The following is an 18,329-nucleotide window of genomic DNA, read 5'->3' as shown; positions in this document are numbered from 1 at the left end:
GTTTCCAGCTACAAATAATATAGCGGCTATCGTTTAGTTTATATTATATCAGCCGTTGTCAAATGATAGATTTCACCGGATATGAGTCTAAAATAAGAACAACAAAAAATCCCCGGGGGTCCGGGGATTAAAGATTCATGCGGAGTAATCCAAGCTTAATAAGTGAAATTTCACCACTGAAGACCGGGTTGTGGCCGTTCCTTACACATGCAAACGCCGTTCTACAAGGCTCGAAGACCCGAAATGACGTTCCTGCAGCAAAGCGGCTACCGCCTTTTCGGCTTCATCCACATTGTTTACGGTCAGCGTGATTTTTTCGGATTCGCCGTACTGTTCGGCGGTATAGTCGTATTTCGGGTCATAATAATGCTCCAGCAGCAACAGGACCGCATTCTCGAAGTTTCCGGAAATCAGGCACCGGTCGATTTCTGCGGCAATGGGCACATGAATACGGGATTTGATTCTGCGGAACGCCGCCAGAATCTCTTCCTGATGCTCATGGGGCCGATAATCCGTCATGATCTGCGCAACCCTGGCTTCAAGCGGCATTTCGATTCGAATCTGGGTACCGGTCTCTTTCTGCCGGCCCATGAACGGCGGCATGACAACCTTCCCGATCCGCATGCTCTCCGCTTCAAACAGCACATACGGCGATTGTTCAAGCTGGATCAGCTGCTCCAGCAGCAGGCTGTCGAAAGTCTTCTGGTTGTTGGCTTGAAGGCCAACCTGTCCGAAGATCGAGCCCCGGTGCCCCGCCAAGCCTTCCAGATCGATCACGGGATTCCCGTGATGGAGAAGACGGTGCAGCAGCGCCGTTTTGCCCGTTCCGGTATTGCCGTTAATGATATAGGAATGCGGCTTGAAATCATAGCATTCCAGCGTCTCGACGACCCATTTCCGGTAGGCTTTGTATCCTCCGGTCAGACGGTACACATGGATGTCCATCAAGGAGAGCAGAGTCGCAGTCGTCCGGCTTCGCATGCCCCCTCTCCAGCAGAACACCGCCTTATTCCCTGAAATTTCCCCGAATTGCCGGATAAATGCCGGGAGCTTGGCGGAGACCAGCTCCAGCCCGCGGTCTTTGGCCGCCTGAATGCTTGTCTGCTTGTACAGCGTGCCGACTTCCGCCCTCTCCGCGTCGTCGAAGAGAGGAATATTCAGGCTGCCGGGAATTGTTGAATCTCTGTACTCGGATGGGGAGCGGACATCGATGATAATCATCTCTTTGCGTGCTTGTAGCGCCCGAAGCTCTTCGAGCGAAATATCCTGAAACAATGCTCTCTCTCCTTCTTATGTCTTAGATCACCGTAATCAGTCCCGGATTTTCGGCGGTAACTTCTCCAATGATAGCTCCTTCTACGCTGGCGGCTGCCAGATCTGCAAGGAGCGATTCGCTCTCGTGACCGGCCACGGATATCAGCAATCCTCCTGAGGTGACGGCATCGCACAGCAGATAACGGCCGATCTGATCCAGCGATTCAGGATAGATGACCGTGCCTTCCAGATGGGCGAAGTTGTTGCGCGTTCCTCCGGGAACGAAGCCTTCCTCCGCCAGCTCGCGCGCTCTAGGCAGCACCGGAACGGCGTCTTTCCAGATGACGAGTCCGTTCCCGCTGCCCTTCGCCATTTCCGAAGCATGTCCGAGCAGGCCGAAGCCCGTAACGTCCGTGCAGGCGTGAACTTCATAGAAGCCCATCACTTCGGCCGCCGTTTTGTTGAGTGTGGACATGACTGCCGTCAGCCGCGCGGTTTCTTCCGGGGACAGGCGCCCTTTCTTGATCGAGGTGGTCAGTATGCCGACTCCGATCGGCTTGGTCAGGATCAGCTTGTCCCCCGGCTGTGCGCCGGCATTGGTCCGGACTTGATCCGGATGCACAAGCCCGGTTACTGCAAGGCCGAATTTGGGCTCTTTGTCATCGATGGAATGGCCGCCGACCAGCGTCGCGCCCGCTTCGCTCACCTTGTCCGCAGCGCCGCGCAGAATGTCGGCCAGAATGCTTTTATCCAGCGTAGAAATCGGAAAGGCGACTATGTTGAGAACGGTCAGCGGCTTACCGCCCATGGCATAAATATCGCTCAGCGCGTTGGCGGCGGCGATTTGGCCGAACGAATACGGATCATCGACAATCGGTGTAAAGAAGTCCACCGTCTGAACCAGCGCCAAGTCATCGGTCAGCTTGTAGACACCGGCATCGTCACTCGTATCGAGTCCGACCAGCAGATTCGGGTTCGGTACCGATTTCGGCAAATTCCGGATCACCTGCATGAGATCGGCCGGGCCAATTTTGCAGCCGCATCCTCCTTTGCTGGATAATGAGGTCAGCTTTATTGTTTCGGTTTGAGACATGAAAGACTCAACTCCTTAGGAATGAATTCAAAAACCACAGTACCTAATATTTTACATCAATCTTGTATATTTTCGCAAAATAAAGCTTTTCCAGCTTCCCTGCTATGTTATAATTGTGACATTTCGAGTTTAAACAGATGGAGGTCATTTATTGTTATGTCACCAGCAACAAGCAGTTCATCGGTGCCCCAAAAATCTGGAGAGTTCAAGGCTGTAGCGCTAGCGGTAATCTTTTTGGTTATCGCTATAGCCGGTCTCACCTACGTTAAGTGGTGGCCCTACTACCATAAAGCGTTTAAGGCGGCCGCCGAGCATTCGATCGGTTCTTCCATTTTGACCGGCAAGGAAGCCGCGGCTCCCGCGCCTTCGCTGCAAGCTGCGCTGGATTATGCGGCTGCCTATTTCAAATCGGTATGGAAAGCCGCGGTGCTTGGCATTCTGCTGGGCTCGCTCGTCCAGGTGCTTATCCCGTCCCAGTGGCTTTTGCGCGTTCTCGGCAAGGCCAGTTTCAAGAGTACGGCACTCGCCGGACTGGCATCAATCCCCGGTATGATGTGCTCATGCTGCGCCGCGCCGATTGCCGTCGGTTTGCGGAAGAAGAATGTATCGGTAAGCGCCGCGCTCGCGTTCTGGATCGGCAATCCGGTCCTTAATCCGGCTACCCTCATTTTCATGACCTTTGTACTGTCGTGGAAATTTACGTTGATGCGGATCGTATTCGGAATTGCCATTACGTTCGGCATCAGCTACTTCGCCAATAAATTCGCTGGAGATACGGCGGTTCCGGGGGCGATTGCCGAGCCGGTGAAGCCATCTGCCGCAAATGAAGGACCGCTTCTGCTTCGCTGGATCGCCGCTGCGGGAAAAATGCTTTTTGCCGTCGTGCCTGCCTATATCGTTACGGTTCTCCTGCTTGGAGCGGCGCGGGCCTGGATGTTCCCGTCTCTTGGAGCGGGCGTGGCCAGTGGCATTCTCGCCGTCATTATTTTCGCGATCGCTGGCACCTTGTTTGTGATTCCAACCGCCGCTGAAATTCCGATTATCGGAACCTTTCTTTCGTTCGGATTCGGAACGGGCGTTGCCGGGGCGCTGCTTGTGACGCTGCCGACGATCAGCCTGCCATCCCTGCTTATGGTATACCGTTCATTTCCGCGCCGGGTCTTGGCGTTCGTCTTCCTCTCGGTCATGGCCGCCGGTATTCTTGGAGGTATTGTAGGCTCTCTGGTGCTATAAACGCACAGGATGTCCGGCAGATAGACAATTTAAAGTGAAAACTCCCTTTCTGCTCTCGGCGGATCGGGAGTTTTTTAACTTTTTCAGGTTACGCTTGATGGGCACATAGGGGAAGCCGTGTAATGATTCGGCCTATCGGGCTCGACAGGATTGGATTGAACGAAACGGAAATTGGAATCGACTGGATGAAGCGGCCTGTACGGACTCGACTAGATGAAGTGATCTATCGCGCTTGACTGGACGAAGCGACTTATCGCACTTGACAGGACGAAGTGACCTATCGCACTTGACAGGATGAAGCGGAAATCCTCCCTTTTATTTTGGAAAAAGAGACAGATTTCAGGCTTAAGACGGAAAAACTCCCTTATAATTGGCCGATATCGTTCGAAATCAGGCAAAATTTGCTATTAATCTGGAGTTTTTCCTGTTTATCGGCTGATATAGCCTTTTTTCGGGTGAATAAAAGGGAGGTTTTCCCGTTCATGGAAATGAACGTGTTGGTCAACTAGATCCTCCATACAGTTCGGACATTGAGACATAGACTGGTTCATCCTCCAAACGGTTCGGATACAGTGATATAGATCAGCTTATCCTCCAAGCTATTCGGACTTAGCGAAATAGTCTATTGCATCCTCCAAGCTGTTCGGACTTAGCGACATATTCTGGTACATCCTCCATACTGTTCAGACGCAGCGACTTAGCCTGATGCATCCTCCTTGTTGTCCGACAAGCGACATACCCTATTGCCACCCCTATATGCTATTCAACATAGTGAAAAACATAGTGCGATCGTCCATGCTGTTAGACATTGCGGTTTAGCCAAGCGTATCTCTGTGCAGCTCTGATATAGCCAACCGAATCTTCAGCGTACATTACTAAGTGTCCTATCCCTTCTGCCAGCGCTTTACCATCTCATGTAAGCCCGGAACGTCGAGACCGTCCACCGTAAAAGCTTTGCGCAGCAGGTCTTGGGGAATCCACTCGTCATATTTCCCCAAATAGGGAGCTTCGCCTGGTGCCAGCAGTTCCAGCGGGTCAAGTCCGGCGGAGCCTGCTTCCAGGATGGCACCCTCCAGCCAATCGGTGTCCGCCTTTCCAGCGACGACCATGTAATAAGGCTCCATCGGGACAACCGAGCGTAAGGCCAGCGGGCGCGTCAGCTTATGCTTAAGCAGCCGCTCCAGCGTGCGGAAAGTCCGGCTGCCCGCCCAGGGCAGGATGAACAGCGAGTCGCCGCCCGCCGGAAGCACGGATCGCTCAAGCAGCCCGCTTTCTCTGGCGAGCCGCCGGGCCCGCTCAAGCCGGGCTGCTGCTCGGGGTGCAAGATACTGGTAAAGGGCCGTATCGCCAAGTATCTCCCGGATTTTGGTCATGATCCGGGTATGCACGTCGCCGCCGGCACCAAGCCATAACGTACCGACTTTGCCGCGAGACGATTTCACATACACGGCCTTGTGGCGGTTGTCCACCTCTTCCACCTTCCACAGCTTGCCTGCAAGGGTGAAGCAGTAACCGGGAGGCGGCACGGTTGTAATCGAGCCGATTTCTTCCGTGCCGTTATATACAACATGCTCCTCGTCGTCCTTGAAGACCGCCAGAAAGCGGAAGTTATTGACGATCTTCTCCCCCGCGAGTCCGATCAGGAGACTGCCTTCATCCATCTGCTCAATCTGGCCCATTCCCAGCTGGTAAGCCATGAAGGCGTCATAATCGTCTTCGCTGAAATGCTGAAACGAAGGGAGCGAAAGAACGGCCTCCCGCAAATCTTCCGGCTCAGCCTCTCCCATGCTCTTCAGGATGCTCATCGTCTGGTGATACAGGATGCCCATCGGGAGCTTGCGGACGGTCAGCGGCTCAACCCATTTCTCGCGCACATACAGCTCAATGACGGCAATCGCCCGGAGCAGCGTCCAGGGCATGCGCGCCGGAAGCTGGGCGTCCTCGTCCTCCTCCTCCGGTGTGACGAACATCATCTCCGCCGGAGCGTCACCCCGGCGCCCCGAGCGGCCGAGCCGCTGCACGAAGCTGGAGCAGCTGTAAGGCGCCCCGAGCTGCATGACCCGCTCCAGCTCGCCAAGGTCAATGCCCAGCTCCAGCGTAAGCGTCGCCGCGGCGACCGCCGGTCCGGGGCCTTGGCGCAGGGCGGCCTCCGCTTCCTCCCGCAGCATCGCGGAGATGCTGCCGTGATGGACGTGGAACACGTCCGGCTCCTGGCTCCTCGCCGCGATGCGCCTCATTTCCAGAATCGCCGTTTCCGCGTCGGTGCGGCTGTTGGTGAATACCAGCGCTTTTTTCAGCCGGGTATGGTCGTATATGTAGTCGAAATAGGCTTTGCGGGCAAGCTCCAGCTGCTCAGCCTGTTTCTCGTCCCTGGCGTCCGGAAAGGAAAAATGCTCGACGCTCAAACGAAGTCTCCGCCCGCCCTGGGGTGCGGACACCTGCACACGCTCCCGCGTCCCTGCTGCAAGCCAGCGGGTAGCGGTCTCATAATCGCTGAGCGTCGCGGACAGCCCGATCCGGCGCGGCGAGCAGCCCGCCATGCGGGAAATCCTCGAGAGCAGGCTCAGCACCTGGATTCCCCGGTCCGCGCCCATGAAGGCGTGCACTTCGTCGATGATGACGAAGCGAAGATCGCCGAACAGCGCCGGAATGGCGTTTGGACGGTTCATCAGCAGCCCCTCAAGCGACTCCGGGGTGATCTGTAGCACGCCGGACGGATTCTTCATCAGCTTCGTCTTCTCGGCCTGCGGGACATCGCCGTGCCAATGCCAGACAGGGATGCCGCCTTCGATCAGCAGGTCGTTCAGCCGGGCGAACTGATCGTTGATCAGCGCTTTGAGCGGGGCGATATACAGAATGCCGACAGAGTTCGAGGGATTTTCATGCAGTTCAGTCAGCGCTGGAAAAAAAGCCGCCTCCGTTTTGCCGGACGCAGTGCCCGAGGCAATCAGCAAATGGTCCGGCGACTCCAGCAGCACCCGGCACGCGTCCACCTGCGCTTCGCGCAGCGTCTCCCACCGGTTCTTGTAAATAAACTCTTTGATAAACGGCGCAAGCCGGTAAAACGGATTGTCGCTCATAACTCGAACTCCGCCAAAAGATCGTCCATCGTATCTTTGTCTCCTTCAGCCTTACCGGTTCCCGTCCGTTCTCCGACCAGGCTTTCAAACGACGTCTCCGGGCTGCTGTGAAGTGTATGCAGCAGATCCATGAAATCCCGCACCAGCTCACGGGGTGTCAGTAGCTCGTCCGCGCCCAGTCTGGAAGAGGCTTCCTCCATAAAATGCACAAGCTGATCGTCAGTCAAGACAGAGGCATAACCGTAATGCAGCGCATGAATATCACGCAGCCGCTGCAGCAGCACCAGTATTTCCTCTGAGGACAGCATCTCAAGCGGAATGATCGGCCCCGAGAAATTATTCGGAGCGGCGGCCCCGTACCGTCCGGCCACAAGCCTGGAACGCAGCGCCTCGTAGCTGAAGAGTCCCCTCCGGTGATCCTCTACAAACTGCGGAGTTCCGCCAAGGAAAATGCCAAGATACTCCGCCTTCCCCTGCATCGTATCATTGAACATGGTTAACAGCTTCTCGTAATTGCTCTGCCTGGAGACGCTGTTCGTAATCTTGTACAAATTGACACCTTCGTCGATGAACAGCAGCAGCCCCTTGTAGCCGATGGCCGCGGAAAATTCCGCCCACAGCTTCATGTAATCGTACCAGTTGTCGTCATCGATAATGACGCCGACGCCCAGCGCCTTCCGGGATTCCGTGCGGGTCGCGAATTCGCCGCGAAGCCAGCGCAGCGCCTCCTGCTTCAAATCCTCGTCCCCAAGCTTGTGGCCGTTCCAGTAAGACGCCAGAACTTTGGCGAAGTCAAAACCGTGCACAAGACTCCGCATTTCGGAGGCGACGGCAAAAATCTCCTTCTCAACCTCGCCGGTGAAAGAAGGATGTCCGGGGTCCACTCCTCGTTCATTCATTACCTTCTGCTGCAGCGAAGAGATCCATTTCTGGAGAATGACTTCCAGCGCTCCGCCGTCCGGCCGGGTGCGGGTGGACAAGTGGCTTATAAGCTCTTTGTAGGTGGCCAGACCCTGTCCTTTGGTGCCGACAAGTCTGCGCTCGGGCGACAAATCGGCGTCGGCCACCGCGAAGCCGCGGTCCATCGCGTAATTGCGAATCATTTGGAGTAAAAAGCTTTTGCCGCTGCCGTATTTGCCGGTAATCAGCTTGAACGCCGCGCCTCCCTCGGCGATGTTGTCAAGATCGCGTAGGATGGCTTCGATCTCCGCGCGGCGGCCGACGGCGATATGCTCCAGCCCGATGCGCGGTACAACGCCCGCTGTAATCGAGTTGACAAGCGCCGTCGTCATTCGTTTCGGTATTTTCAGTTCGTTCATGCCTTATGTCACCTCTTCAAATATTGCAGCAAGGACGCATACTCGGGCGAGATCTCTTCGCCGTCGATCAGCAGATCGCCGATAACATCCATCGCGATTTCGTTGATTTCGTCAATCAGCAGGTCGGGAAGCGCTGCATGAGCAGTGGCAAGTCTGCGAAGCTCGGCCGGGCCATCCGGTCCGGATAAAGCCAATACCGCCTCACGCTGCAAAGGACTGAGCACTTGAGTCAAAGCTTCCCACTCGCTGCCGGGCATTGAATCCATTGTCTCCAGCAAAATCGGTTCCGCCTGCGCTTCCGGAGCGGCTGCACCTCCCGCAGTTTCGGCCATGGCCACCCACTCGCAACCGGGCGACGTAACCAGGGTCTTTGGGTTGTTGAGTTCGCCCTGGGTTACCAATGTGTCCGCGCCTCCCGCGTGTAAAGCAGCCGCTGATGCTTCCTTAACAGCCTCGTTCTCTGCAGACGGAAGATCTTCCTCCGGCTTCCGGCTATCCAAAACGTCTTCCCCATATCCTACAGATCCTGTCGGTTCGCCATAGCCTGCGACAATGTGCTGCCCCTGAACTGCTCCTTCTACCAATAGTTCAACAGGCAGGATGCCATCAGAACCGTCCACATCGTGCGGCTCCACCACAGGCCAATCCCCATAGGTGGACTTCTCCTCCAAAGCTTCTAAGGGCTCTTCCACCGTAAGCAGATGGCGGACAACGTCGGAGTCGCCGCGCAGCCGCTCCAGCTTGTCCTTGTCGATCACGATATCCGGCCCTTTTTCTTCACGTTCCGCTTTGCGGAATTCCCGTTCCAGAAATTTGCCGACTAGCTCTTCAATGTCTTTATCTATGCTGATTCCTTTCAGGCGGCCCCGATAGTCCATTAGCGTCCGCAGTTTGTTCTCGGCAAGCCGGAACAACCGGGTAATCAGGCTCCTGAGCGAAGGCGATTTGCTTATACGAACGACCGGAACGAGAACGGAATAGCCGTATAGCGAAATGTCGTAGACAGCGCTGCGGAACAAGTAACGTTCCCTCGTCACCGGCGGTCCCGGAGGATACATTTCGAGCAGCGAATTTCCGTGCTTGCGCTTCGCATAAGCGTCAACCAGCGCGACGACCTGCGGAACGAAGCGCTCGAGCGCTTCATTGCCCGGACCTGAATAAAATTTCGACTTGGTCATGTCGTAATCCGACATCAGCGACAGCGCAGGTAAAGTGAGCTGCTCCGGCGCGGACGCAAGGCACCGCATCAGCTCGATTTCCGCCAAATCTCCACCCAGCCCTTTGGCCCGGACGACAATTTCCCGCAGCGGAATGTCCAGCTTATGGATAAAAGAAAAATCCGCAATCCACCCGCCGAGATAGTGATCAAGGCGCTTGAAAGTGTCGCGGTAAGCTTCCCACAGCCGGGACAGCTGTTCATATCCGTCCTGCGGCGTCTCCCAGCCGACCCCATTGATCAGCTCGTACACATGCAGAAAAATATAAGACAAATCGGTTTCGGGATAACGGCCGTGCCTGACCTCGTTACGCCAATAGAAGTACCATTTCGTCTGCGGACCGGTCATGTGCCCATAGGTCGGCCAGTAGCTCTTGAACTTGACGAATTCGGCTGAAACTTCGGTATCACCGGCCAGTTCCCTTGCGTGCTCCACGAACTGGCTTTCCATCGTAGCCGGACGTTTAGAGGGTGCCTGTTCGCCGTCTCCGATTGAACGATCCGACGGATACGCTGTCCGTTCCATTTCAAATCGGTTCCGATGCGTTGAGGTCTCCCGCCCCGCCGAAGGCTGTTCCTTTCGGGCCTCCGCTTCTGTCACAGCGCGGTTCCAATCCCCAGTTGAACGTTCCTCTCCGCGGGTTCCGCCCTCTTTTGCACGAATAGTCTTGTCTTGTTGGGGGACAACCGCTTCAGCACGTCCTCTCCGCTGTTCTTCTCTCCGGTCCGGCAGCTCCAAGTCCCACAGCTTCAGCTGTTCGGGACCCCCGGGCTTGCTCCGGCTTTTCTCCTTCAGCCCCCGGTTCTTCTCCGCTGCAGCCGCGCGTTTCGTCTCCTCCGCCCGAACGTCTTCGCGCGAAGGCACCGCCATATTTTGTTCATCGCCTTCCCAGATCAGCTCCGAGAAATGCGGCTCGTTGTTATAGGCCATCGATTGATCCCGCTCCATTGCCGGCAGCTCAGAGAACCGCCCGTTTAGTTCCTCCCATTATACCATGAATCCTATGATTTGCTTCCTAACAGGGGAACGTTTATTCGGATTATAATAGAAGCAGCGTTCATAGAACAACTGAAATGTTGATTTTTTCGGCAGGAACGATTACTTCGCAGACTGTTGCTTTGAGGAATAGGGGGAAGCTAAAGAATGGTAAAAATAAAAATTCACCGAAACCTTGCGAAATTGAAGAACATCGATCTGTTTTATTTGGATACCCGAACCGAAGGATCCGCCATACTTTGTCTTCACGGCAGATGGGGCCGGGCGGAAACCTGGGTCGATTTTATGGAGCGCTATGGTCAGCAGTACAGAATTATCGCACCGGATCAGAGAGGCCACGGCTTGAGCGGTAAACCCGCATCGAACTATACAGCGGAAGAAATGGCGGAAGACATGGTTGAATTATTGGATGAGTTAAAAATTGAATCGGTGCTTGTCGCCGGGCATTCGATGGGCGGACGGGTCGCCGGTTATTTAACCGCGCTGTATCCCGAATATGTAAAAGCCTTGGCGATTCTCGACAGATCCGCATCTGGACTAGCCAAGACCGGCACGCCGCCGTCAGACCCGTTCCCAGCCGTCGACCCTTTGACCCGGGATTGGCCTTTGCCTTTTTCCAGCTTGAGCGAAGCGATGAATTTTATCCGGAAGTTCACTGATTCCGAACTGAGCTATCAATATTTCATGAATAGTCTCGTCGAAACGGTTGAGGGATACCGGATGCAGTTCAGTTCCCATGCTATGGCCGCGGGAATGGCGCATGATGTCGATTGGTTTCATCTCCTGCCGGAGATACAATGTCCGGTGTTGTTAATCCGGGCCAAAAGGAATGATGCCGTTTCCGACGAGGATTTTTTCCAAATGCAGTCTCTTCTCCCCCATTGTGTCGCCCGTGAAGTGTCGCATCCTGATCACAACGTTCATTTGGCGAACAAGGAAGAATTTTATGGGTATTTTGATGAGTTTTTAAAAATAGCAGAAGGTTGGCTGCGCAAATGTGACTAATGCGAGACCAACCCTCATTGGTTACTGCAAATCCAATCCCTTCGTTTCCTTTCCAAGAAACAGTACAGCGGCGGCGCCGATAATAACCGTAACGAAGAACAGCAGAAAAATGGCTTGAATGCTCACGGACCACTCCACCAGCACGCCGACGAGCAGTGGTGCGATGATCCCTCCGATCCGGCCAAAGGAAGCGGCCATTCCGACACCCGTTGAGCGGATCGCCGTCGGATACAGTTCCGGCGTGTACGCGTACATTCCGCCCCAGGCGCCGAGGTTGAAGAAGGACAGGCATACGCCTGCGGCGATCAGCATTCCCTCGGATGAGGCGAAGCCAAACCAGGCCGCGCTCACTGCAGTAAAGAACAGGTAGACGATCAGCACGAATTTGCGGCCGAACTTCTCGATGAAATAGGCGGCGGTAAAATAACCGGGAAGCTGGGCCAGCGTCATGATCAGCGTGTATTCAAAGCTCCGCACAAGGCTGAAGCCCTTCAGCACCATTACCGACGGCAGCCACAGGAAAATTCCGTAATAGGAAAAAACAACAGTGAACCACAAAATCCAGAGCATGACTGTCGATCTGATGTATTCCGCCGACCATACCGAGGCGAACCGCTTGGTAAAAGGAACGGGAGCCTTGCGAATTCCAGCAAACCGGGGAGAATCTTCGATCGCCCGCCGGAGATACAGGGCATACAGCACCGGGACCGCCCCGATCACGAGAGCAAGCCTCCAGCCGTAGTCAGGAATGACAAAATAAGCGATCAGAGCGGCGGCAATCCACCCTACGGCCCAGAAGCTTTCGAGCAGAACGACCGCGCGGCCCCGATCCTTCGGCTCGACGCTCTCGGACACGAGTGTGGAGGCAACCGGAAGCTCGCCGCCAAGGCCGAAGCCGGCAATGAATCGCAATACGCATAATAGTGCAAACCCCGCAGCCAGAGCGGACAACCCGGTGGCGGCCGAGAAAATGATCAGCGTCCAGAGCAGAATATTTTTCCGTCCGTATTTGTCGGCCAGAATTCCCGCCGCAGCGGCTCCAGCAGCCATACCCAGCGAATTGATGCTGGTCAACAGACCGATCTGTCCAGGTCTCAGACTCCATTCCTTGGCCAGCGCCGCAACGACAAAAGAAATCATCCCGACGTCCATGGCGTCGAACATCCAGCTGAGGCCCGCACTGAAGAGCAGCTTGCGCTGCTTCGGGCTTGTTAGCAATGTACCAGCTTTTGCTTCCACGCTTGAGTCCCCCTAAATTTCCGTCTTGGTTAATTGTATATAACTTTCCCTGTTTGGATTGAAACCTTTCGTCTTACCTTTGGTTAGAAGTCCAGGAACAGAGACGCGTTGAAATACTGTCTGGCCAGCGCCTGAAAATAACAGGCTTGAACGGAAACCGCCGCAATTAACAGCGAGTTTCGCACGGTTTCCCGCTGAGGAGGGTTCAGGTGAGAGAGCTGACAAACCGCTTGTTCGGCGGCCAGCGCCAGTCTTCCCCCGCTCCACAGCCTGTCCCGTAAAGGTTCCGGCTTCCGTTCTTCGGCCTGACCGCCTGCTTCCCTGTTCTCTTCGAACAACAGGGCATAGGCGCCGTACAGCTCTACAGGCTTCAGCAAATCGTCGTCATCCTGTTCCGGCTTCAAAAACAGCTTGCAAAACAACCGGCGAATACTCTGAAAGTCAAGCGATGATTTCAGATCCTCGATCATAAACAGCATAGCCGCCTGATTGATCGAATACTTTTTCCCTTCTCTTGGCGCTCCAAGATATTCTTTGAAATCGCGTTTCACCCAGTTTTGCATAGCGGTAATGGAAATTGTGGAATACTCTATTAGCGCTCCTAGAGCGGCTATTTCCTGAAGGGACAGCCCTTTTGCTTTTCCTCCGCGGATGATTTTTTGCAGAATAGCCGGAATATCCGTGGTCAATAACGCGCTCAGCGATGTGCCCTCCTTCATTTCCTGACGGTGAAGCTTACCCCATGCGTTCTGTAAAATATGCAGCGGTGTATGATCGGACTCGCCGGTCAATGAGAGCAGAAGAGAGGACATCTCCACGCGGGTTAATGTAAATGATTCCATAGCCGTTTCAACGCCTCCTTTTGTCTATGACCTGTTGATAATCCGCCAAATTTGAAATTCCGATGAAAAGTTCGTAAAATAAGTTCATATGAACTTGTTATATGAGTATAACCTATTTTATCAGTGAAAGGGATGGTACCGATTATATGGGTATAGGACTAAGTTTGACGTTGGTGGCCGTTTTGATTTTTTTGACCGCTTTTTTTGTAGCTACGGAATTTGCAATGGTGCGGATCCGGGGAAGCCGGATTAGCCAATTGGTGCTTGAAGGACGCAAAAACGCGCTCGCTGTTCAACAGGTTGCGGCTAATCTCGACGGCTATTTATCCGCCTGTCAGCTTGGGATTACAATCACCGCGCTGGGCATTGGCGCTCTTGCAGAGCCGGCCTTTGAACATCTGCTCTACCCCCTCTTTCACCTGGCTGGCGCCGGGGCGGAATTAAGCCATGTTCTGTCGTTCGTGCTTGCATTCTTTATCGCGACATTCTTGCATGTCGTAATGGGAGAACTCGCGCCGAAGACCGCAGCTATCAATAAAGCGGAAGAAGTCAGTCTTCTGACCGCCAAACCGATTATCTGGTTCTACCGCATCCTGTATCCGATGATCTGGCTGCTTAACGGCTCCGCCACTCTGCTTGTCCGTCTGTTCGGGATGAAGCCGGCAGGCGAGCATGAAGAAGCCCACTCGGAGGAGGAAATTCGTCTTATTCTGTCCGAGAGTTATGAAAGCGGCAAGATTAATAAAGCTGAGTACGGCTATGTCAACCGGATCTTCGCTTTTGACGAAATGCTAGCCCGGGATATCATGGTCCCGCGTACCGATATGGTCTGCCTGTTTACCAATTACTCTCTTCAAGAGAACCTGAATATTATCCGCAAAGAGCAGTATACCCGCTTCCCGGTAGCGGAGGGCAACAAGGACAACATTATCGGGATGATCAATACCAAGCAGATGTATCTTGAATATGACAACAATCCCGGATTTAATTTCAAAGATCTCATCCATCCGCTTCTGACGGTTTCCGAAGTTACGCCTGTAAAAACGCTGCTGACCCGAATGCAGAAGGAAAGAGTTCACATCGCTCTCCTGCTTGACGAATACGGCGGCACTTCCGGTCTGATCACGATCGAAGACATTCTGGAAGAAATCGTCGGCGAAATACGGGATGAATTCGACGCGGATGAGCTCAAGAGCGTAGAGAAGCTAGGAGAAGACCGGTACATGGTAGACGGTAAGGTGTCGCTGCCCGAACTGCGTGCGCTGACCGGTGTCGACCTCGAAGACGAGGAAGTGACCACTATCGGCGGCTGGGTATACAGCCATCTGGAAGAACCTGCAGTAGGCAAAGAAATCGTGCATGGGCAGGATACGTTTATCATCCGCGAAATGAACCGCCACCGCGTCCGCAAAGTGGAAATCGAGCTAGGGACGGGAGAGGGCGGAGATATTCCAGAGGAATCGTTGACATAAAATCTGGTTTGAATTACTGCAAGTCCAAGGTAAAAAACAGCCCGTTCTCGCCGAGACCGGGCTGTTTTAATTGGGGGAACATCGGTATTTTCGATCCTCGTCCACCTGTATCGGGCTGTCGCCGGATTGTCCTTCGTTATGTATATTTACCCGCTAAGCCTCGATAATTTTACTCATATAGTATTCATCTACCCATTCACCGTTTACTTTAAGCGACTTAATCTTGGTTCCTTCAACGGAAAAGCCGCTCTTGGTGTACAAGGCAATGGCCCGTTCGTTATGTTTCATGACCGTGAGCTCCAGACGGACGATCCCGTTCTTCCTGGCCCACGCATCCAGTTCGCGCAGCAGAGCGCTTCCCACGCCCTTACCCTGACAGCGTTTCTGCACCCCGATAACGATGTAAGCGCTGTGGCGGTTGCGGTTAGCCCCTCCTCCTTTGGCAGCCACATAACCCCCGAGCTGTCCGTCTGCTGTCGCACCGATCAGGATGGATGCCGCCGATTCGCCAAAGCTCTGGATCATCTCCGCAACCTGCTGCACACTGGATTGCCGTTCGCCCGGTTCGAGCATCATAAAGGCGGTTTCTTTGTCCAGCGTATGCTGCAGGCGAAGAAGGTCCTCGGCGTCGCCGGGAACCAGTTCCCTTAAAGTAACATCCACTTTATTCACTTCCCAAACGTCTGGTTTCACGATCTGAAGATCATTTACAGGTATTTTTTAAACAGCTTGCTTCCTTCTCCGTCATAGCCAAGAGAGGCGTAGAAGCGGTGCGCTTCCTCCCTGCGGGCCGCGCTGGACAGCATGATTTTGATCGCATTTCTGGCTGTTGCCGCTTTCTCGGCATGTCTCATCAAAGCTGCGCCTATGCCTCTTCCCCGCATTTCGGGAGCTACAATGACCCTTTCGATAACAGCAAAAGGACGGGCTCCGCTTAGCGCATCCATGCACAAGTGCAAATGCACCGTGCCGGCGATCACGCGATCCTCCTCGCATACATACAAGAAGCTGTCCGGATTCGACAATATTTGTCGTATGCGGCCTGGGTGAACCTCAATATCTGTATTATCCGGAAGCAGCAGCCGGTACAACTCCTCAATCCGGCGGGCATCCTCCGGCAGGGCTTCTCTAATCATACAACGGTCTTCCTTCACTTTCCGTCCTCCTAGGAGCGGCAGACCATCAGCACATTTCCGTCCGGATCTTTGAAGTTAAACCAATGGTCATGCTCGATATCGGTCAATACTTCGGCTCCGCTCTGCCTCACAAAATCATAAGCGGCGTTGATATCCTCCGTGTTCAGGTGAAATAACGGTGTATTCAGAACACATTCGCTGGTGTAAATTCTGCTGTCCAGCACAATGGCCGGGCTGGTCTCTGGAATAACGAACATGTGTCCGAACAGAATTTCATCATCTGTCGGCAATCCTAGCAGACGGCAATACCACTCTTTCGATCTTTCAATATCGCTGACCGGAATAAAAACGCCACCAATCTGACTCAGGATGGGACTGTTCACCGTTAAAACCCTCCTTTGGAAGATGGGAATAAGGTTATTCCAATAGTACCATTCGTTATTGCAAGTGAATTTCCTGCCGTAAGCTTAGGAAAAGGATAAAATTATGATATAATTTGTCACAATGCCGGAACGAACACAACAATAGTCAGGAGAATAGACCCATGGCCAATTTATCCTATGGCGGGCTGCGTCTGACTCCGCCCAAAATCTTGTCCCTCGGATTTATCCTTCTTATTGCCGCAGGCACCGTGCTGCTGTCGCTTCCCGTTTCATCCGCTAGGGGCGATATCTCATGGATTGATGCGCTGTTTATGGCCACCTCGGCGACATGCGTAACCGGGCTGGCTGTTATCGATACCGGGACTGGACTGACGACCTTCGGCCAGATTGTGCTGCTCGTGCTGTTCCAGTTCGGCGGCCTCGGGTTCGTCACGATGGCTACGCTGATTACGCTCGTACTCAACAAGAGGATCTCGCTTAAAGACAGATTGCTCCTCCAGGAGACGATGAACCAGAACTCGATGCAGGGCATTGTTCGCCTGATCCGCCGGGTTCTGATTTATTCGCTCGTAATCCAGTTTGCCGGCGCGGTGGCGCTGACGCTTCGCTTCCTGGAGGAAATGCCTGCCGGGAAAGCGGTATATTACGGCATCTTCCACAGTATTTCCATTTTTAATAATGCCGGCTTCGACTTGTTCGGCGATGTTCACGGGCCGTTCAGCGGACTGACGAGGTATGTGGAAGATCCTGTCGTCAACATCACGGCCATGCTGCTTATTTTTCTTGGCGGTATCGGCTTTATCGTATTGTCCGACGTTGTCGATTTCCGTAAGCGCAAAAGGCTGACCCTTCATTCCAAGGTGGTGCTGTCTACCTCCCTTATTCTGATCGGTGCCGGAGCCGCGTTATTTTTCTGGCTGGAGCTGTTCCATACGCTGAAACCGCTGCATTTCGGGGGTAAGGTGATGGCCTCTTTCTTGCAAGCTCTGACCCCGCGATCCGGCGGCATTACGACCCTGGATATCTACAAGCTCCGGGAATCCACGCAGTTTCTGATCATCCTGCTGATGTTCATCGGAGCGGCACCGGGCTCGACCGGCGGAGGGATCAAGGTGACGACATTCGCCCTGCTCATCGCCGCCGTATACTCTCGGATTCGCGGCAGAGAAGATGTGGTACTGTTCCGCCATCGTCTGTCCAAGGAGAACGTCTACCGGGCCATAACAATGACGCTGCTCTCCCTGCTGCTTGTAATCATTTCAATGATGCTGCTGTCCATTACCGAGGAAGCGGATTTCCTTGCCGTCATGTTTGAGGCGGTCTCCGCTTTCGGTACCTCGGGGCTTTCGATGGGACTGACCGCAGAGCTGAGCGCTGCCGGAAAAATCCTCATCATCCTCCTCATGTTCATGGGGCGGATCGGCCCTCTTACGCTGGCTTACGCTCTCAGGCCAAACCGGGGGAAGGAGCTGTACCGCCATCCTGAAGGCCATATTATGATCGGATAAACGGAGGAGCGGCGATTTTTCGCCGTTCTTATGTTAACTGTCCGACTCCTCCGCATCCAGCGCTGCATCCAGCAGACGGTCGAACAGCTCGTCGTCTTCCTCCAGCTTGGCGTCCAGCTCCAGAAATTGCTCTTCGCTTCCAGATTCGCCTGCAAAGCTCAGGCTGTAATCCCATTCCTTGCCCTTCTTGCTGAAAAACGTAATTTCGTAGGGAGCCGCGTGGCCCTCCAGGGTAAATACGGTTCGTCCCACATAATTTCCTTCAGCATCGCGGCGCATGGCCGCTTCCGTTACACTAACGCTCATGCAGCTTCCTTCCTTTCATTGGATCGGATGTCCAGTCGCTTCAGAAGCGAAGTGGAAATCCTTTTCAGTATATCATTGTTCCCCGCTAAAAATCCCGTCCTTCCTAGCTGATTGACTTTTTTCATCCGGCGGTTAATAATTTATTACAATACTTAGCAAGCTTATTTTGGCAGGAAGAAACAGTCTTAGGTCCGCCTTAATGACAAATCCGTTTTTTGGGATATTCTAAAGCCAAGATTAAGTGCG

Annotated in this window: 15 protein-coding genes; 4 read left to right on the top strand and 11 right to left on the bottom strand. The window is 53.9% G+C overall.

Annotation, left to right across the window (positions count from 1 at the left end; all coding sequences use genetic code 11):
• Window positions 1–201: 201 nt before the first annotated feature.
• Both mnmH and selD read right to left on the bottom strand, forming a co-directional pair.
• Window positions 202–1,275 carry a tRNA 2-selenouridine(34) synthase MnmH gene (mnmH, locus tag G5B47_RS16920; RefSeq protein ID WP_165100376.1) on the bottom strand — a complete coding sequence of 358 codons (1,074 nt, stop codon included), beginning with the start codon at window positions 1,273–1,275 and terminating at the stop codon, window positions 202–204.
• Window positions 1,276–1,297: 22 nt separating this feature from the next.
• Window positions 1,298–2,347, bottom strand: coding sequence for a selenide, water dikinase SelD (gene selD, locus G5B47_RS16915; RefSeq protein WP_165100373.1), 1,050 nt, complete (start codon window positions 2,345–2,347; stop codon window positions 1,298–1,300).
• 156 nt (window positions 2,348–2,503) lie between these two features.
• On the opposite strand from selD, the gene G5B47_RS16910 reads away from it, so the two are divergent.
• Window positions 2,504–3,580, top strand: a complete 1,077-nt coding sequence (locus G5B47_RS16910; RefSeq protein ID WP_165100371.1) for a permease — start codon at window positions 2,504–2,506, stop codon at window positions 3,578–3,580.
• An 884-nt stretch (window positions 3,581–4,464) separates the two neighbouring features.
• Here G5B47_RS16910 and G5B47_RS16905 read toward each other — a convergent pair.
• Genes G5B47_RS16905 through G5B47_RS25685 form a run of 3 tightly spaced genes read right to left on the bottom strand, consistent with a single transcriptional unit; the run spans window position 4,465 to window position 10,144 of the window.
• Entirely contained in the window at window positions 4,465–6,660 is a 2,196-nt protein-coding gene (locus G5B47_RS16905; RefSeq protein WP_165100369.1) for a DEAD/DEAH box helicase, read from the bottom strand.
• On the bottom strand, window positions 6,657–7,979 hold the full coding sequence (locus G5B47_RS16900; protein WP_165100367.1) for an ATP-binding protein: 1,323 nt from the start codon (window positions 7,977–7,979) through the stop codon (window positions 6,657–6,659). The genes G5B47_RS16905 and G5B47_RS16900 overlap by 4 nt, the downstream gene beginning before the upstream one ends.
• An 8-nt stretch (window positions 7,980–7,987) precedes the next feature.
• On the bottom strand, window positions 7,988–10,144 hold the full coding sequence (locus G5B47_RS25685; RefSeq protein WP_235949719.1) for a TerB N-terminal domain-containing protein: 2,157 nt from the start codon (window positions 10,142–10,144) through the stop codon (window positions 7,988–7,990).
• 195 nt (window positions 10,145–10,339) lie between these two features.
• On the opposite strand from G5B47_RS25685, the gene G5B47_RS16890 reads away from it, so the two are divergent.
• Window positions 10,340–11,197: an alpha/beta fold hydrolase gene (locus G5B47_RS16890; protein WP_165100365.1), complete on the top strand. Its 858-nt coding sequence runs from the start codon at window positions 10,340–10,342 to the stop codon at window positions 11,195–11,197.
• 21 nt (window positions 11,198–11,218) lie between these two features.
• Here G5B47_RS16890 and G5B47_RS16885 read toward each other — a convergent pair whose 3' ends face one another.
• Both G5B47_RS16885 and G5B47_RS16880 read right to left on the bottom strand, forming a co-directional pair.
• Window positions 11,219–12,361 carry an MFS transporter gene (locus G5B47_RS16885; RefSeq protein WP_165100749.1) on the bottom strand — a complete coding sequence of 381 codons (1,143 nt, stop codon included), beginning with the start codon at window positions 12,359–12,361 and terminating at the stop codon, window positions 11,219–11,221.
• A gap of 158 nt (window positions 12,362–12,519) precedes the next feature.
• Window positions 12,520–13,278 carry a DUF1836 domain-containing protein gene (locus G5B47_RS16880; RefSeq protein WP_165100363.1) on the bottom strand — a complete coding sequence of 253 codons (759 nt, stop codon included), beginning with the start codon at window positions 13,276–13,278 and terminating at the stop codon, window positions 12,520–12,522.
• A 146-nt stretch (window positions 13,279–13,424) separates the two neighbouring features.
• On the opposite strand from G5B47_RS16880, the gene G5B47_RS16875 reads away from it, so the two are divergent.
• Window positions 13,425–14,750, top strand: coding sequence for a hemolysin family protein (locus G5B47_RS16875; protein WP_206107404.1), 1,326 nt, complete (start codon window positions 13,425–13,427; stop codon window positions 14,748–14,750).
• A gap of 153 nt (window positions 14,751–14,903) precedes the next feature.
• Here G5B47_RS16875 and G5B47_RS16870 read toward each other — a convergent pair whose 3' ends face one another.
• The 3 genes from G5B47_RS16870 to G5B47_RS16860 are packed head-to-tail and all read right to left on the bottom strand — an operon-like array spanning window position 14,904 to window position 16,269.
• Window positions 14,904–15,413 (bottom strand): GNAT family N-acetyltransferase, encoded by a 510-nt coding sequence (locus tag G5B47_RS16870; RefSeq protein WP_165100361.1) that lies wholly within the window; start codon window positions 15,411–15,413, stop codon window positions 14,904–14,906.
• A 44-nt stretch (window positions 15,414–15,457) separates the two neighbouring features.
• A complete protein-coding gene (locus tag G5B47_RS16865; RefSeq protein ID WP_165100359.1) occupies window positions 15,458–15,886 on the bottom strand; it encodes a GNAT family N-acetyltransferase in 429 nt (142 codons plus the stop codon).
• Window positions 15,887–15,915: 29 nt separating this feature from the next.
• Window positions 15,916–16,269, bottom strand: coding sequence for a VOC family protein (locus G5B47_RS16860; RefSeq protein WP_165100357.1), 354 nt, complete (start codon window positions 16,267–16,269; stop codon window positions 15,916–15,918).
• Between the two features lie 161 nt (window positions 16,270–16,430).
• Between G5B47_RS16860 and G5B47_RS16855 the strand changes: the two genes are divergently transcribed.
• Window positions 16,431–17,777: a TrkH family potassium uptake protein gene (locus G5B47_RS16855; protein WP_165100355.1), complete on the top strand. Its 1,347-nt coding sequence runs from the start codon at window positions 16,431–16,433 to the stop codon at window positions 17,775–17,777.
• A gap of 33 nt (window positions 17,778–17,810) precedes the next feature.
• On the opposite strand, the gene G5B47_RS16850 is transcribed toward G5B47_RS16855, so the two are convergent.
• The gene (locus tag G5B47_RS16850) at window positions 17,811–18,083 is read right to left on the bottom strand and encodes a hypothetical protein (RefSeq protein WP_165100353.1); all 273 of its coding nucleotides are present in this window, start codon (window positions 18,081–18,083) and stop codon (window positions 17,811–17,813) included.
• Window positions 18,084–18,329: the final 246 nt, after the last annotated feature.

Origin of the sequence: Paenibacillus apii (genome assembly GCF_011043685.1) — a bacterium.
Taxonomy (GTDB): Bacteria; Bacillota; Bacilli; order Paenibacillales; family Paenibacillaceae; genus Paenibacillus_AQ; species Paenibacillus_AQ sabinae.
Note: the sequence above shows the minus strand (reverse complement) of the source record. Positions and strands in the feature narration are given on the sequence as shown.

Coding starts and splice junctions, on each gene's coding strand:
- selD (WP_165100373.1), bottom strand. CDS start 2,347: ATGTCTCAAACCGAAACAATAAAGCTGACCTCATTATCCAGCAAAGGA.
- G5B47_RS16910 (WP_165100371.1), top strand. CDS start 2,504: ATGTCACCAGCAACAAGCAGTTCATCGGTGCCCCAAAAATCTGGAGAG.
- G5B47_RS16905 (WP_165100369.1), bottom strand. CDS start 6,660: ATGAGCGACAATCCGTTTTACCGGCTTGCGCCGTTTATCAAAGAGTTT.
- G5B47_RS16900 (WP_165100367.1), bottom strand. CDS start 7,979: ATGAACGAACTGAAAATACCGAAACGAATGACGACGGCGCTTGTCAAC.
- G5B47_RS25685 (WP_235949719.1), bottom strand. CDS start 10,144: ATGGAGCGGGATCAATCGATGGCCTATAACAACGAGCCGCATTTCTCG.
- G5B47_RS16890 (WP_165100365.1), top strand. CDS start 10,340: ATGGTAAAAATAAAAATTCACCGAAACCTTGCGAAATTGAAGAACATC.
- G5B47_RS16885 (WP_165100749.1), bottom strand. CDS start 12,361: ATGTTCGACGCCATGGACGTCGGGATGATTTCTTTTGTCGTTGCGGCG.
- G5B47_RS16880 (WP_165100363.1), bottom strand. CDS start 13,278: ATGGAATCATTTACATTAACCCGCGTGGAGATGTCCTCTCTTCTGCTC.
- G5B47_RS16875 (WP_206107404.1), top strand. CDS start 13,425: ATGGGTATAGGACTAAGTTTGACGTTGGTGGCCGTTTTGATTTTTTTG.
- G5B47_RS16865 (WP_165100359.1), bottom strand. CDS start 15,886: ATGATTAGAGAAGCCCTGCCGGAGGATGCCCGCCGGATTGAGGAGTTG.
- G5B47_RS16855 (WP_165100355.1), top strand. CDS start 16,431: ATGGCCAATTTATCCTATGGCGGGCTGCGTCTGACTCCGCCCAAAATC.
- G5B47_RS16850 (WP_165100353.1), bottom strand. CDS start 18,083: ATGAGCGTTAGTGTAACGGAAGCGGCCATGCGCCGCGATGCTGAAGGA.